A 14819-nucleotide genomic window follows, 5' to 3' on the forward strand; every position below is an offset into this window, starting at 1 on the left:
AATACTCATCTAAATAGTTTCTATCAAGTGCATATAATAAATAATCCTAATAAATTAACAGAATGTAAATAAGCATTTTCAAAATATATAAAACAAAATAAATTTCTGCTTTTATATTCTTACTTCCTTTCGATGGACAATCAAACCAAACACCTTTTCATCACTATAAAATTCTGATTTAATTAGATCCCTTTCTCTTCTCTACCTTTTTTGAATATAACGCAAACATAAAAACACTACAATATAGGTACATTCTAGAAAGTACTCCATCTTTGTAGTGTTTTTATAGTAAAATATTCTTCTAAAATAATAGTTGCTTTAGATTATTATCCTCTACTTGTGACAATATGTTCTAACAATGCTTGATATCCACAATAATGATCATCTAAATAACATATATTTTGTCTTTTACAACCACCCTTACATATATTAATAAATCGACAGGTAGTACAGGGTTCTTTTTGAGGATTGGTATCTTTTAAGAACTTATTAGCGTTGGATGATTGTAACATTGATAAAAAGGAATCGTCATTTAGATTACCCATTTTTAAATCATCTAATACATAGAAGTCACATGGAAATACACTTCCATCCCCTTCAATAACAAACTGAAGAAAACATCTTCCTAACATTCCACATTGATAAGGTGCTTGTCCTTGTAGTAAGCCATATACATTAGAAAATATATTTATATCGATATATTTTGTTGTTTGAACATCTTTTTTCCAACAGTCATGAAATCTTATAAAGAAGTTTGCATAGTCTTTTGGTGTTAGTGCTGTTTCTTTGTCTATTTCTTTTCCTTCTTCTAAGGAAGGTAAACAAGGAATTAATTGTACATATTTGAAATGATTTTTTTGATAAAAATCATATAATTTTTCTGGTTCTTTTGACAGTTGTTTACTAACAACTGTCAGTATGTTGTATTCTACCTGATGTTTTTCTAATAGCTTTGTACATCGTAATACTTTTTGGAAAACACTATTTCTTTTTATATCATATCGAAATAAATCCATATTTTGGCTATATCCATCTAATGATACTCCTACTAAAAAGTTATGTTCATGAAAGAATATTCCCCATTGATCATTCATTGTTGTTCCATTTGTTTGTAAACAATATTGTATTGTTTGTTGTTTTTTATGAGTGTTTACCATATTGACAAAGAATTGAAAATAGGCTATTCCTGCTAATGTTGGTTCTCCTCCTTGAAAAGAGAAAGTTATTATTCCATCATCATCTACACTATCAACAGTTCTAGTAATTAATTTGATTGTTGTTTCTTTACTCATCATAGGATAACTTTTCTGTTCACGATGTTCACTAACATCATTGTAAAAACAATAACTGCATCGTAAGTTACAATTACTACTCGCTGGTTTTATTAATAATGTTATTTGTTTCATGTAAAACCCCTCTTATACCTTTTCTTTTATTATAATACAATTTGTAGTTAATCAACAAGTAAATAAAAAGAAGCCTAAGCTTCTTTTTAATCAAATTTTAAAGGTTCTTTTCTAGGTCTATACACATTTTGACCATCTCCATAAATACCAGCTAACTTTAACTGTCCAGATCCACCTACTGCTTCTCTAGTACCATCCAAGTTTTCATCTGAATACTTATTAAACCAATGTATCATTTTACGATACATATCCCCTATTATTTGTTGATGTTTTTCACTATCAATAAGATTATCATCTTCATTTGGATCAGTAGTCAAATCGTAAAATTCATCTGGTCCATATGCAAAACGTTTCACTAATTTATAACGAGTATCTCGTATCATTCTTGTAGCTCCATACTCATCATAGATAACAGTTATATAATCATCTTCCTTATTCTCAAAAACATTTCTTAAAGATTCCCCAGGGAGACGAAGGTTTTCAAAATATTTCTTGTCAATGTTTAAGTAGTCCATTAAGGTTGGAAATATATCATAATGACTTCTATGTGTGAAAGATATATTGTTTTTAGGCAACCTATTAGGCCATGAGATAATCATTGGGACTTTAACTGAACTTTCAAACATATTTAAAGGATATGTTCCGTTTCCTTTTCCCCAAATACCATGGTGACCCATATTCATTCCATTATCAGAAGTAAAGATAATAAGTGTATTTTCATATTCACCTATTTCTTTTAGTTTACTTATAATCTTTCCAACTCCATCATCTATTGCACTAATAGAAGCATAATATCCGGTAAGATATTCTCTTCTTTCTTCCTGATTTGTAGGAACAGGTGCAGAAGCAATTTGGAAAGGATGATGTCCTACATCAGGTGTTGATTGGAATGGACATTCCTTATATAAATCTCTATATTTTTGAGGATGTTGTTCATATCCCCAAGGTGAGTGTGGTGCCGTATAGGTAACGTTCACATAGTGAGGTTTTCCATCTTTAAATGAATCAATATATTCTAAAGCACGATCAGTAATCATATCTGTTACATAACCTTCTTTAAATTCAATTTTTCCATTATCCACAATATCAGCCTTAATATATTCACATCCACCACGTCCTAATGTATACCAATCACTATATCCAGCTTGTGGTCTTAGGCTATCGCCTAAGTGCCACTTACCAGATAATGAGCAACGATACCCATGTTCATTCATGATTTCACTATAAGTAGTAATACGTTCCATAAAAGAAATCGTTTTTTCTTCTTTTGCAAACTCTGGTGCATCTGATAAGTCACCAAGGTCTTTTTTATCTAGATTTCCCGAAGCTATCCAATCAAAAACTCCATGATTCGATGGGATACTTCCAGAATATATTGATGCTCTTGCCGGTGAACAAACTGGAGATACACAATAGAAATTATCAAAGAATGTACCATCATTTGCCAATACTTCTAAATTAGGTACTATAATTTCTTCATTTCCTGCTTTTTTTCCGCATGCCCAAGATCCCATGTCATCAGCGATGATAGTAATAATATTCGGTCTATTCATATTTTCTTACCCTAAGAAACCAATATAACTTAAAGCAACCCCTAAAACCATTACTCCCATAATTAAGATATTTGGTGTCATTTTTTTCTTTCCTAATAAATAGTATAACACACCTACTAATACTACAGGTAATAATGAAGGTAAAATAGTATCAAATACTGATTGTAATGTTAGTGTAACATCTCCTGTTTGGAAAACTGTAACACAGTTTGCTTTTACTACTGTTGGTATTAATCCACCAACTACTGTTAAACCTAATACTGTAGCTCCAGCTGTTACTTGGTTCATTTTTTCTGCAATATTTGTAACTAATTTTGTTCCTTGTTTAAACGCTACTTCAAAACTGAAATATCTAAATAATAAAATTCCAATATTCACTGCAATCCATAATAGAACTCCAGCTGGATTTCCTTCTAATGCAAGATATGCAGCAATCGAACCAAAGATAGTAGGAATTAACACACCTGTAATACTATCTCCAACACCTGCTAAAGGTCCCATTAAACCTGTTTTTAACCCTGCTACTGCTTCTTTTGCATCAGATCCTTGTACTACTTCTGTTGCAGCTCCTGTTGCAACGATAATATGTCCAAATACTGGATTTGTATTAAAGAATTTAGAATGAATTTCTAACATCTCTAATCTTTCTTCTTTGTTTGGATATAATTTATAAATTAAAGGTAACATTGAATATAGATATCCTGGTCCCATCATTGTTTGATAGTTCCAACATATTTGATTTGTAAAAATCCATCTTCTACTTACTTCACGTAATTCTTTTTTTGTTAGTTCATTATTCTTCATATTCACCATCATAGTATCCTCCTTCAGCATTATTTACTGGTCCTGAAGCTGTTGCTAGTACAGGATTATTTAATGATTTGAAAATTAAAATTGCTGCTGCACTACCAAAGATTGCAATCCCTGTGATTGATAATCCTAAATAAGCTCCTAAACCAAATCCAATTAATAAGAATGGTAATCTTTCTTTTACTGGTAAATAACGTAACAAGATTGCAATCCCTACTGCTGGTAATAAACCACCAGCTACACTTAAACCAGATGTTAACCATGTTGGAATATTTTCAGTAATGAAAGTTACTACTTCACTACCAAACACTAACATTAAGAACATTGGTACAGCTCTTGATAATCCCCATGTAAAGATCCCACAACGAACTGTTCTTTCAATTCCTTTACGATCATCATTTTTAACATGTTTATCAATTTTATCCGCTAAGAATACATTTAAATATCTTGCTAAGATGTCTAATTGAACCATTAATAAACCTACTGGTACTGCTAAAGCAATACCAAATGAAGCATCTTCCCCTGCTAATACTGCATAAACTGTCCCAATAATTGCTCCAGTTGTATAATCAGGAATTGATGATCCCCCAAATGTAGAGATACCTAAGATCATTAATTGTAAAGTTCCCCCTACGATTAATCCTGTTTCTAAATCTCCCATAATTAATCCAGTAATCATACCATACATTACTGGTTGTGTTTTGAAAACAGCAATTGATAATACCTCGGGTTGGCATAAAAATGCGATTATGGTAATAACAACGACTTGCCAAGTAGCGATTTCCATTATAATCCACCTCTTTCTATATTGTTAATAAAGCTCATAATATTTGTTTCATCATCTGATGGCACCATTTGTGCTGTAATAGTAACTCCATTTTTCATCAATTCATTGATTTGATTAATTTCTTCATCATATAAATAAACTGTTTTCTTTAAAGCTACTGTATCAGGATGTTTTGAACAGTTCCCAACATTAAATTTATCTACATTAAGACCTGCTTCAATTAAAGAATAAACAACGTTTGGTCTCTTAACTAATAATAATACTTTTTCACCTTTGTATTGACCTGCATTAATTCTTTTTAATGCACCTTTTTTTGTCAAAATACTTAATTTTACATTGTTAGGAGCAGCTGTACGTAAAGCTACTTTTGTAACTTCATCTTTACAAGTTGCATCATCTACAACTAAGATTCTAGTTGCTTTCGTAACATTCGTCCACATTGTTGCAACTTGTCCATGAATTAATCTCTCATCCACACGGATATGAGCGATTCCCTTATCATTCATGCTTTCATCTTTGCAACTATCTAAGTTAGCTTCTAAATTAAATCCAGTAGAACTAACTTTAGGGGCATTTGCTTGTTTCTCTTTGGAAACAACACTTACCTCTTTTAAATTTTTAAATAACTTCACATATTCTACACTATCTTTTATTGCATCTTCTAATGAATCATTCATTGATAAAATAATACATAATGATAATGATACTCCTGCAACTACTGGTACTGTTGGATATTTGGCTTGTAATTCCATGGCACAATTAAATGGTGTCCCACCAATAATATCTACTAATATCGTTACATCTTTTTCATCATACTTTTTAATACATTGCTCGATTTCTAATACAACGTCTTCCTTAGACATCGTTTCTAGAAAGCTAACAGGTTCAAATTTCCCTAAATCTCCTGTTATCATATGGCAGCTATTAATACACTCTACTGCATAATGACCATGAGATACTACTATGTATTTCATATTCCACATTCCTTCCTGTTCCTATTTGGTTATGCGCTTTCAACCTACTTACATGGTACTCTTAAAAAGTATCCATTAAAATAGATAAATATCAACATTATATGTTAAAATGTTTCCTATTATCTATAGCATTTTTTTTGCGACTATGCAATAATTATTACATAACTTATCGATAAAGGAGAAACTTATGCGATTATTGTGGAAGAAATATAAAAAGAATTGTTTTGATATTAATGTTGATGAATGTGGGATTCATCAATATGCACTAACTGATAAATATTGCTATACTGTAACACAAGAATATGTATTACATTATGTTGAAGAAGGAATTGGATATATTGAAACAGAAGGGAAAAAGTATATTGTTCAAAAAGATGAATTCTTCTTATTAAAAAAAGGAATGTCTATTACTTATTATGCAGATTTTATAAATCCTTGGCGTTATTGTTGGATTGGATTTAGTGGTTCCCTTCCTATTAAGTATCTAAAAAAGAGTTTCAATAAAAAGGAATGTGTCTTTAAAGTGTCTGAAAAGTCAAATTTAGCTCAATTATTAATGGATTTTACGCATTCTATACATGAAAATGAGTCTTTAGATACGGAATTGTATCGATTAAAACACATTCATAAAATTTTCTTTGATCTTTGTAAAGAATTTGAAATTGAAGATGATTCCTCTAGTATAGAGATTATTAATAAGATATTTGAAACAGCACTAGCTTATGTAAACAAGAACTTCTGTGACTCTATTAATATTGCTGATGTTTGTGATCATCTAAATATTACAAGAAGTTATTTATATAAATTGTTTATGCAATACATGGGAATTTCTCCTCAAACATACCTAATTCAAATCCGTTTATATCATGCTAGTAGACTATTAATTACCACGAACACTTCAATAAAAGAGATTGCTTATGCTTCTGGTTATATTGATCAGTTACAATTCTCTTCTCAATTCAAAAAGAATTATTTAGTTTCTCCAAAAGAATATCGTAATAAATATTCTAAACACAACAATTCATAAAAAGAAACAAAAATACATAAATTAACTCTATTATCCTATATCTTTTTCTTTGTCTACACTTATAATTTAGTTATCAATATTAAAGGAGAAATTATATGAATTATTTATCATTATTAACAAACCTAAATAAAAGTTCATTAAATATCATGCCATATAGAACATATTATGTTCCATATGCATCAAATAATGAAGCTCTTTATAGTATCAACAGAGTAGACTCATCTCTATTTACTTTATTAAATGGAATATGGGATTTTGAGTTTATTGCAAACATTCATTCATTACCTAATTCTTTTTGGAATACTGGAACAATGGAATGCAATGATAAGATTGAAGTACCTTCATGTATTCAATCTGTTGGATATGATCATCATCAATATACGAATGTATCTTATCCTATTGCTTTTGATCCTCCTTATGTCCCAGATGTGAATCCTGGAGCATATTACCAAAAGAGTATAATTATTAGTGGAGAACAATTAGAAAGAGATTGTAGTGTTGTATTTGAAGGAGTAGATAGTTGTTTTTATTTATGGGTTAATAATCAATTTGTAGGTTTTGATCAAGTTCCTCATTCTACTACAGAATTCCTTTTAAATGACTATCTTAAAGAAGGCAAAAATACAATTCAAGTTCTTGTTGTAAAGTGGTGTGTTGGTACTTATTTTGAGGATCAAGATAAGTTCCGTTTTACAGGTATTTTTGGAGATGTTTATTTGCTTTCGAGACCTAAAAATCATTGTACAGATATTTTCTTGAAGACTGTTATAAATCAAGCTGAAAATAGTGGAACATTATCTATCTCTATTCCAAACTATCAAAAAGAAGTACAGGTTACTATATATAATAAAGAAAAAGAAGTTGTATTATCAACTACTTCTTTAAATAATGAATTTAATTTATTAATTGAAGATTGTCAGTATTGGAATTGTGAAACACCTTATCTATATACTGTAATTATAGAAATAAACAATGAACATATTCCTTTTAAAGTTGGGTTTAGAACAGTACGCATTGAAAAAGGACATGTACTTATTAATAATACTTCTATTAAATTATATGGTGTTAATTTCCATGATAGTAACCCAAAAACAGGTGCTACTGTTACATTAGAGGATCATAGAAAAGATCTATTACTAATGAAAGAACATCACATTAACGCTATTAGAACTGCACATTATCCTAAGACTCCTGAATTTTATGAATTATGCGATGAATTAGGTTTCTATGTTATGAGTGAGGCTGATTTAGAGTGTCATGGTGTGGTTGATTTATATGGTGTGAATTTAAATGCAAATTATAATATGCTTGCTGATGATCCGATTTATGAAACAATTATGGTTGATCGTATTGTTCGTATGATTTCTTCTTTACATAACTTTAGTTCCATTGTTAGTTGGTCTATGGGAAATGAATCTGGTTATGGTTGTAACTTTGAAAAAGGTTTATTACTAGCAAGACAATTAGATGATTCTCGTTTGTTACACTATGAAGGATTATGTAGAGATAAAGAAGCAGCAGATATTGTAATGAAGTATAGTGATTTATATAGTAGGATGTATTGGAGCAAAGAGTTAATCACAGAGTTTTTTGATAATAATGAAGAAGTACCATTTATCTTATGTGAATATTCTCATGCGATGGGAAATAGTTCTGGTGATTTAAAAATGTATTATGATTTAATGCAACAATATGATTGTTTTGTGGGTGGATTTATTTGGGAATGGTGTGATCATGCCATGGTAATGAATACATCATCTAATGAAGATATTTATGGTTATGGTGGTGATTTTGATGACTTCCCTCACTTTAGTAATTTCTGTTTGGATGGATTGGTATATCCTGATAGAACCCCTCATACTGGATTAAAAGAATATCAAGCCATTCATCTTCCTATTTCTTTAATTTCTCATAATCATAATAGTTTTACTATTAAAAATAACTATGATTTTATTCATGCTGGAAAGGCTTATGATGGTTATTATCGTTATAGTATTGATGGGAAACCAGAAAATTGGGTAAAGGTGAATTTGGATTATTTAAAACCTCAAGAAATAGTTACTTTACCTTTAGTAAAAACACCGAATGGTAATGTCGTTACTTTTGAATGGACTATTCAAAAAAATGACACAATCCCTTCTGTTCATGGAGATTATGGAATTCAACAACGTATATTAATAAATAACCCTAACTCTTTAGAATCTATAAAATCATCAAAAGACTTACAAATCAAAGAAAATGGTCTTAACTATATACTGTATGGAGATAACTTCCAATACACTTATAATCCCCATATTGGTGGTTTCTCTAGTTTATGTGTCCATGATACAGAATTATTAGAAGCCCCGACTAGTTGGAATATTTGGCGTGCACCTATCGATAATGATCGTAAAATACAAAAAGAATGGCGTGAGGCTGGTTTTGATCGCACAATATTAAAACATTATCAAACAAGCATCAATAAAGAAGATCAATGCATTGTAATTTCTACAACTTTTGGTTTTACTGCTTTATATTTGCAACGTATTTTAACTGTTGATGTTAAATGGACTATCTGGTCTAATGGGAAAATAGATTGTCACACTGATGCATCGAAAGCACCTTTATTTCCATCATTACCTAGATTTGGAATATGTTTCCCTTTAATAGAACAGTTCTCTCAATTTGAATATTTTGGATATGGACCTTATGAAAGTTATCAAGATAAACATCATGCTAGCTATCTAGGAAAATTCTTTTCTACGACAAAAGATAATTTTGAAAATTATATCAAACCTCAAGAAAATGGTAGTCATTTCCAAACAACAAACGCTATCATAAAAGGAAACACAAACAAAATAGAAATAAATTGTATGGATACATGCTTATTGAATATGTCACCATATTCAATAGAACAACTATCATCCATCACCCATAACCATGAATTACCTTCTTCATCAACAAATTATTTACACTTAGATTATCGTCAAAATGGTATTGGATCTAATAGTTGTGGCCCTTTCTTAGCTCCAGAACTAAGCTTTGAAGAACGTTCTTTTCATTGGGGATTCAGTTTACATATTAACGACTAAAATAGATATCAATAAAAGACAGCCAAAAGCTGTCTTTTATGTTACTCTAAATTATCTTATATTCATAATTCTCGAACAATCGATGACTTATCTTCATTATATAATTTTAGTAGAACATTCTTCTAAATTAATAACTTCATCTACGATTGGTAAATAGAATTCAGGTTCATGACTAACTAAAATAATAGCTCCTTTAAACGCTAATAAAGCTTCTTGCAATGCATCTTTTGCATCTACATCTAAGTGGTTAGTAGGTTCATCTAATACTAATACATTACTAGCACGATTCATAATCACACATAGTCTAGCTTTTGCATTTTCACCACCAGATAATACTTTTACTAGTGATTCAATATGGTCTGTTGTTAACCCACATTTAGCAAGCATACTACGGATTTCTCCATTACCACGATCAGGATATTCATCCCATAAATAATTGAATGTAGTTTTGTTAATATCGCCTTCTTCTTGTTTAAAGAATCCTATTTCTACAAAAGGATCTTTTTCAACATGACCACTATATGGTTCTAACATCCCAATAATTGTTTTTAGTAATGTTGTTTTTCCTAAACCATTGACACCCTTTATTGCTACCTTTTTATTTCTTTCAAATTCTAAATTCATTGGTTTGGTTAAAGGTGAATCGTATCCTATCACTAAATCACTACATTGAAATAATACTTTTCCTGGTGTTCTAGCTTCTAAGAAATGAAAAGTTGGTTTGATTTTTTCTTTTGGTTTAGATAATAAATCCATCTTATCTAATTTCTTTTGACGAGAACTAGCCATATTACGAGTAGCAACTCTAGCCTTGTTTCTAGAAATAAAATCTTCTAAATCTGCTATTTCTTTTTGTTGTTTATTATAAGCTGCTTCTTGTTGTTTGTTTTTTAGTTCTGTTTGTTCTAAATAATAATGATAGTCCCCTTTATATCTTGTTAATCCACCATCAGATAAAGAATAAATAATATTAATAACACTATTTAAAAAAGGAATATCATGACTTACTAAAATAAAAGCATTTTCATAATTTTTTAAGAAATTAGTTAACCAATAAATATGTTGTTCATCTAAATAGTTAGTAGGTTCATCTAATATTAAAATCATTGGATTTTCTAATAAAAGCTTTGTTAGTAATACTTTTGAACGTTGTCCACCAGATAACTCATCAACCAATTTATCCAATCCAATATCATTTAAACCTAATCCACCAGCAACTTCTTTAATCTTAATATCAATTGTATAAAAACCACCATGATCTAAAATCTCTTGAATTTCACCTACTTCATCCATTAAACGTGTCATTGTGATATCATCACAATCACACATTTGTTCATACATTTGAAGCATTTCTGTTTCTAAATCAAAATAATATTTAAAAGCATCTTGTAAAACTTCCATAATTGTTTTCCCTGGTTTTAAAGCAGTATGTTGATCTAAATAACCGGTAGTAATTCTTTTACACCATTCTATTTTTCCTTCATCCGGTTCTATTTTTCCAGTAATGATATTTAAGAAAGTAGACTTTCCTTCCCCATTTGCTCCAACCAAACCAATATGTTCCCCATTTAACAAACGAAAACTTGCATCTTGTAAAATGGTACGACCACCAAAATCATGGCTGACATTTTGAACTGTTAGTATACTCATAGTTTATTTTCCTTTCTTTTTATTTCGATAATTCCCTTGTTTTTTCTTGTTAGTACTTCTATTTCTAGGTCTTGAATGGCTACTAGATGTAGCACTACGATCCATTAATGGATAAGCATGATTATCAATAACTGGTATTGTTTGTTTCATAAGCTTTTCAATATCTTTAACATATTCTATTTCATCAAATTGACAAAAAGAAATAGCTTTTCCTGACATCCCTGCTCTTCCACTACGTCCGATTCGATGTACATAGGTACTTGAAATATTTGGTATTTCATAATTGAAAACATATTCTAGTTCTTGAATATCAATTCCTCGAGCCATTACATCACTAGCTACTAATACTTGTATTTTTGATTCTTTGAAAGATTTTAAGATTCTAATTCTAGCATTTTGACTTTTGTCACCATGAATACAATCACTACTAATACCATTTTGAACTAAGAATTTACTTAATCTAGAAGCGTTTGATTTTGTTCTAGTAAATACTAATGCATTAAATACATTTTCAGTTGCTAATATGTCTAATAATAGATTCTTTTTATTTGCTTTATCAACATAGTATAATCTTTGATCTATTTTCTCTACTACTAATGATTTAGGACTAACATCCACATATTCTGGTTGATATAAGAATTGTGATACAATGCTTTTTATTTCTGAAGACATCGTAGCACTAAATAATAATGTTTGTCTTTTTTTAGGAACAAAAGATAATATCTTTTTAATATCATGGATAAATCCCATATCTAACATTTGATCTGCTTCATCTAATACTAAATATTCTACTTTTGATAAATCAATAAGACGTTGTCTCATTAAATCAATTAATCTACCAGGTGTAGCAATAACAATTTGAGCTCCTTTTTCTAATTCTTTTACTTGTTTGTTTTGATTCATTCCTCCACATATAATAGTATTTCTAATAGCTAGATTTCTACTATATATCGTTAAGTTTTCTTGTATTTGAAAAGCTAACTCTCTTGTTGGAGCAATGATTAGTGCTTGTACTTCTCTTTGTTTTTCATTTAACATTTGTAACATTGGTAATCCAAAGGCTGCTGTTTTACCAGTACCTGTTTTAGCAAGCCCTACTAGGTCTTTTTTTTCTAAAATAAGTGGGATTGAAGCCACTTGAATAGGAGTTGCTTCTTGATATCCTAATTTGTCTAATTGTTTTGTAATTGGTTCTATTATGTTTAATTGTTTAAAGTTCATTTTTTCTTCCTTTTCTCAGTAAAAAAAACTTGTTTCTACAAGTTTTTCTAATAATATCACGTTTTAAAGAGGTTGTATATAGCCTATACATTATTTAAGATTTCTTCTATCTTTTTAATAACCGCTTGACTATCATTATCACCTATTATTTCATAAGCAACTTCTTTAATTGGATCTACTGCATTATCCATTGCATAACTATATTTTACTTGTTGTAATAATTCTAAATCATTCATTTGATCTCCAAATGCAGCACATTCTTCAGGTAAGATACCTAAATCATCTTGTAATTTTTTTAATGCTATTCCTTTATGAATACTTTTGTCTGTGAAATCTATCCATTCATGTCCTGTTGTAATGGCACGAACATCTTTTGGTATAGAAGGTAATATTGTTTCTAATAAGGCTGTTGATTGATGATTATCATCATATAATGATATTTTAAATATTTCATCATCTAAATCATCATAGTTTTCAACAAAATAATAACGTGCATAATATTTTACAATAATATCTTCTCGATTACGATGCTTATTTAAAATATGTGTTCCTTTTCTACCACTCAAAATAAAGAAACAATCTTCTAAAGGTAATAACATATCTAATAGTTTGTTAAGATCCTCAGGTGCTATCAATGTACTATATAAAGGGGTTGATCCTTTTAAAGTATAACTCCCATTTTCTGCAATATAGTAAATATCTTCTTTGATTGATTCAAATCTTTGAAATAAACGATGACATTGATTTCCACTTGCCACAACAAAATGAATATTCTTTTCTTTCATTTTTTTAAATAGTTCAAGGAATTTAGGATCATAATTTTTATTAGAATCTAAAAATGTTCCATCCATATCAGTTGCTATTAATTTAATCATAGTATCTCCTCTAATAATGTTTTTAAATGTATTTCAAAGCTATTTAATTCTTTTAACTTCCATTGCCAATTAGGAGCCCCTACTGTTCCTGGAGTATTTAATCTAGTTTCTTGGTTTAAACATAATACATCTTGTAATGGGAAAATAACGGTATCTTGAAGCGAATGTAATAAGCTATTCATTATCTTATCATAGATAGTTTTACCATTATAATCTTTGTATTGTTTTTCTAAGTTCTTTCTTTGTTTTTCAGTACATTCTTCTAAGAATCCTAATAGTGTATTATTATCATGTGTTCCTGAATAAACATAAACATTTCTTTTTTCTTCTTTTCTTATTTCTTCACTATCTAAATCTAATACAAACTGAATAATTTCCATCCCAGGCAAATGATAATGATCTCTTAAATCCAATACTTCTTGACGTAATAAACCTAAATCTTCTGCCACAATAGATATAGTAGGTAATTGTTCTTTAATCGTATCAAACAAAGCATATCCTGGTGCCTCATGCCAACTACCTAGAATAGCAGTAGGACTAGATGCTGGTATTTTCCAATACGTATCAAACCCTCTAAAATGATCAATACGAATTTGATCAAATAGTTTACTAGACCAAGCTAATCTTTCAATCCAAAATTGAAAATTATTTTCTTCTAAATAATCCCAATCATACAAAGGATTTCCCCAACGTTGTCCAGTTGCACTAAAATAATCAGGTGGTACACCAGCAATGAAAGTTGGATAATGATGTTCATCTAATAAAAAAGTATTTTTATTAGCCCAAACATCCGCTGAATCAATACCAACATAAATAGGAATATCCCCTACTATTTGTATTCCTTTTGCATTAGCGTACTCTTTTAATGCAAACCATTGTTTATAAAACATATATTGAATGAATTTTTCATATTCTATTGTTTCTCGATGTTTTTCAATATCATATTCTTTTTTTTCAATCCACTCTTTGTGTTTTTTAGGCCATTCTAACCAACATGATAAATAGTTATATTTTTTTAATGTAATAAAATTAGCGTATGTTTCTAACCAAGAAGTTTCTTTAACAAATTGGTTATAGTCATCTTGTAAATCCTCTCTTTGTAAAAAAGCGATATATGCTCTTTTCAACATTCTTTGTTTTATGTTTCGCACTGCTTCATAATCAACATGATCGGTTGTTATTTTTCTAGGTAATGAATTTATCAATCCCATTTCATACAATCCTTGACCAGATATATATACTTCATCTCCAGCATAACTAGAATAAGGTTGATATGGTGAATTGCCATAACCAACTGGATTCATGGGAAGTATTTGCCAAATAGATACCTTATTTTTAGCTAATACATCTACAAATTCATATGCTTCTTTTCCAAAGTCACCAATCCCTTGTCTTCCTACCAAAGAGAAAACTGGTGCTAATATTCCTAAGTTTTTCATTGCTAC

Annotated in this window: 11 protein-coding genes; 2 read left to right on the forward strand and 9 right to left on the reverse strand. The window is 29.7% G+C overall.

Going from position 1 to position 14819, the window contains the following annotated elements:
- Positions 1-326: 326 nt before the first annotated feature.
- The 5 genes from LRR82_RS06505 to LRR82_RS06525 all read right to left on the reverse strand — a co-directional run bounded on the left by LRR82_RS06505 (position 327) and on the right by LRR82_RS06525 (position 5530).
- Positions 327-1406: a radical SAM/SPASM domain-containing protein gene (locus LRR82_RS06505; protein WP_249028626.1), complete on the reverse strand. Its 1080-nt coding sequence runs from the start codon at positions 1404-1406 to the stop codon at positions 327-329.
- An 86-nt stretch (positions 1407-1492) separates the two neighbouring features.
- Positions 1493-2959 carry a sulfatase-like hydrolase/transferase gene (locus LRR82_RS06510; protein ID WP_249028627.1) on the reverse strand — a complete coding sequence of 489 codons (1467 nt, stop codon included), beginning with the start codon at positions 2957-2959 and terminating at the stop codon, positions 1493-1495.
- A gap of 6 nt (positions 2960-2965) precedes the next feature.
- Positions 2966-3775 carry a PTS system mannose/fructose/sorbose family transporter subunit IID gene (locus LRR82_RS06515; protein WP_249028628.1) on the reverse strand — a complete coding sequence of 270 codons (810 nt, stop codon included), beginning with the start codon at positions 3773-3775 and terminating at the stop codon, positions 2966-2968.
- The gene (locus LRR82_RS06520) at positions 3753-4556 is read right to left on the reverse strand and encodes a PTS mannose/fructose/sorbose/N-acetylgalactosamine transporter subunit IIC (protein WP_249028629.1); all 804 of its coding nucleotides are present in this window, start codon (positions 4554-4556) and stop codon (positions 3753-3755) included. Before LRR82_RS06520 ends, LRR82_RS06515 begins: the two co-directional genes overlap by 23 nt.
- A complete protein-coding gene (locus tag LRR82_RS06525) occupies positions 4556-5530 on the reverse strand; it encodes a PTS mannose/fructose/sorbose transporter subunit IIAB (protein ID WP_249028630.1) in 975 nt (324 codons plus the stop codon). The genes LRR82_RS06520 and LRR82_RS06525 overlap by 1 nt, the downstream gene beginning before the upstream one ends.
- 187 nt (positions 5531-5717) lie before the next feature.
- Here LRR82_RS06525 and LRR82_RS06530 point away from each other — a divergent pair, with 187 nt between their 5' ends.
- A complete protein-coding gene (locus LRR82_RS06530; protein WP_249028631.1) occupies positions 5718-6557 on the forward strand; it encodes an AraC family transcriptional regulator in 840 nt (279 codons plus the stop codon).
- Positions 6558-6652: 95 nt separating this feature from the next.
- The gene (locus tag LRR82_RS06535) at positions 6653-9628 is read left to right on the forward strand and encodes a glycoside hydrolase family 2 TIM barrel-domain containing protein (RefSeq protein WP_249028632.1); all 2976 of its coding nucleotides are present in this window, start codon (positions 6653-6655) and stop codon (positions 9626-9628) included.
- 96 nt (positions 9629-9724) lie between these two features.
- Here LRR82_RS06535 and LRR82_RS06540 read toward each other — a convergent pair whose 3' ends face one another.
- The 4 genes from LRR82_RS06540 to malQ all read right to left on the reverse strand — a co-directional run bounded on the left by LRR82_RS06540 (position 9725) and on the right by malQ (position 14813).
- Positions 9725-11278 carry an ABC-F family ATP-binding cassette domain-containing protein gene (locus tag LRR82_RS06540; protein WP_249028633.1) on the reverse strand — a complete coding sequence of 518 codons (1554 nt, stop codon included), beginning with the start codon at positions 11276-11278 and terminating at the stop codon, positions 9725-9727.
- Between the two features lie 3 nt (positions 11279-11281).
- The gene (locus LRR82_RS06545; protein ID WP_249028634.1) at positions 11282-12499 is read right to left on the reverse strand and encodes a DEAD/DEAH box helicase; all 1218 of its coding nucleotides are present in this window, start codon (positions 12497-12499) and stop codon (positions 11282-11284) included.
- A gap of 83 nt (positions 12500-12582) precedes the next feature.
- On the reverse strand, positions 12583-13374 hold the full coding sequence (locus LRR82_RS06550; RefSeq protein WP_249028635.1) for a Cof-type HAD-IIB family hydrolase: 792 nt from the start codon (positions 13372-13374) through the stop codon (positions 12583-12585).
- Complete coding sequence (gene malQ, locus LRR82_RS06555) at positions 13371-14813, reverse strand: 4-alpha-glucanotransferase (protein WP_249028636.1); 1443 nt, start codon at positions 14811-14813, stop codon at positions 13371-13373. The genes LRR82_RS06550 and malQ overlap by 4 nt, the downstream gene beginning before the upstream one ends.
- Positions 14814-14819: the final 6 nt, after the last annotated feature.

The organism is Tannockella kyphosi (genome assembly GCF_021054785.1).
Classification (GTDB): domain Bacteria; phylum Bacillota_I; class Bacilli_A; order Erysipelotrichales; family Coprobacillaceae; genus Tannockella; species Tannockella kyphosi.

Excerpts from the sequence above, each read along its gene's own strand:
- LRR82_RS06540 (WP_249028633.1), bottom strand. The coding sequence starts at position 11,278 with ATGAGTATACTAACAGTTCAAAATGTCAGCCATGATTTTGGTGGTCGT.
- LRR82_RS06535 (WP_249028632.1), top strand. The coding sequence starts at position 6,653 with ATGAATTATTTATCATTATTAACAAACCTAAATAAAAGTTCATTAAAT.
- LRR82_RS06505 (WP_249028626.1), bottom strand. The coding sequence starts at position 1,406 with ATGAAACAAATAACATTATTAATAAAACCAGCGAGTAGTAATTGTAAC.
- LRR82_RS06515 (WP_249028628.1), bottom strand. The coding sequence starts at position 3,775 with ATGATGGTGAATATGAAGAATAATGAACTAACAAAAAAAGAATTACGT.
- LRR82_RS06510 (WP_249028627.1), bottom strand. The coding sequence starts at position 2,959 with ATGAATAGACCGAATATTATTACTATCATCGCTGATGACATGGGATCT.
- malQ (WP_249028636.1), bottom strand. The coding sequence starts at position 14,813 with ATGAAAAACTTAGGAATATTAGCACCAGTTTTCTCTTTGGTAGGAAGA.
- LRR82_RS06520 (WP_249028629.1), bottom strand. The coding sequence starts at position 4,556 with ATGGAAATCGCTACTTGGCAAGTCGTTGTTATTACCATAATCGCATTT.
- LRR82_RS06530 (WP_249028631.1), top strand. The coding sequence starts at position 5,718 with ATGCGATTATTGTGGAAGAAATATAAAAAGAATTGTTTTGATATTAAT.
- LRR82_RS06550 (WP_249028635.1), bottom strand. The coding sequence starts at position 13,374 with ATGATTAAATTAATAGCAACTGATATGGATGGAACATTTTTAGATTCT.
- LRR82_RS06545 (WP_249028634.1), bottom strand. The coding sequence starts at position 12,499 with ATGAACTTTAAACAATTAAACATAATAGAACCAATTACAAAACAATTA.
- LRR82_RS06525 (WP_249028630.1), bottom strand. The coding sequence starts at position 5,530 with ATGAAATACATAGTAGTATCTCATGGTCATTATGCAGTAGAGTGTATT.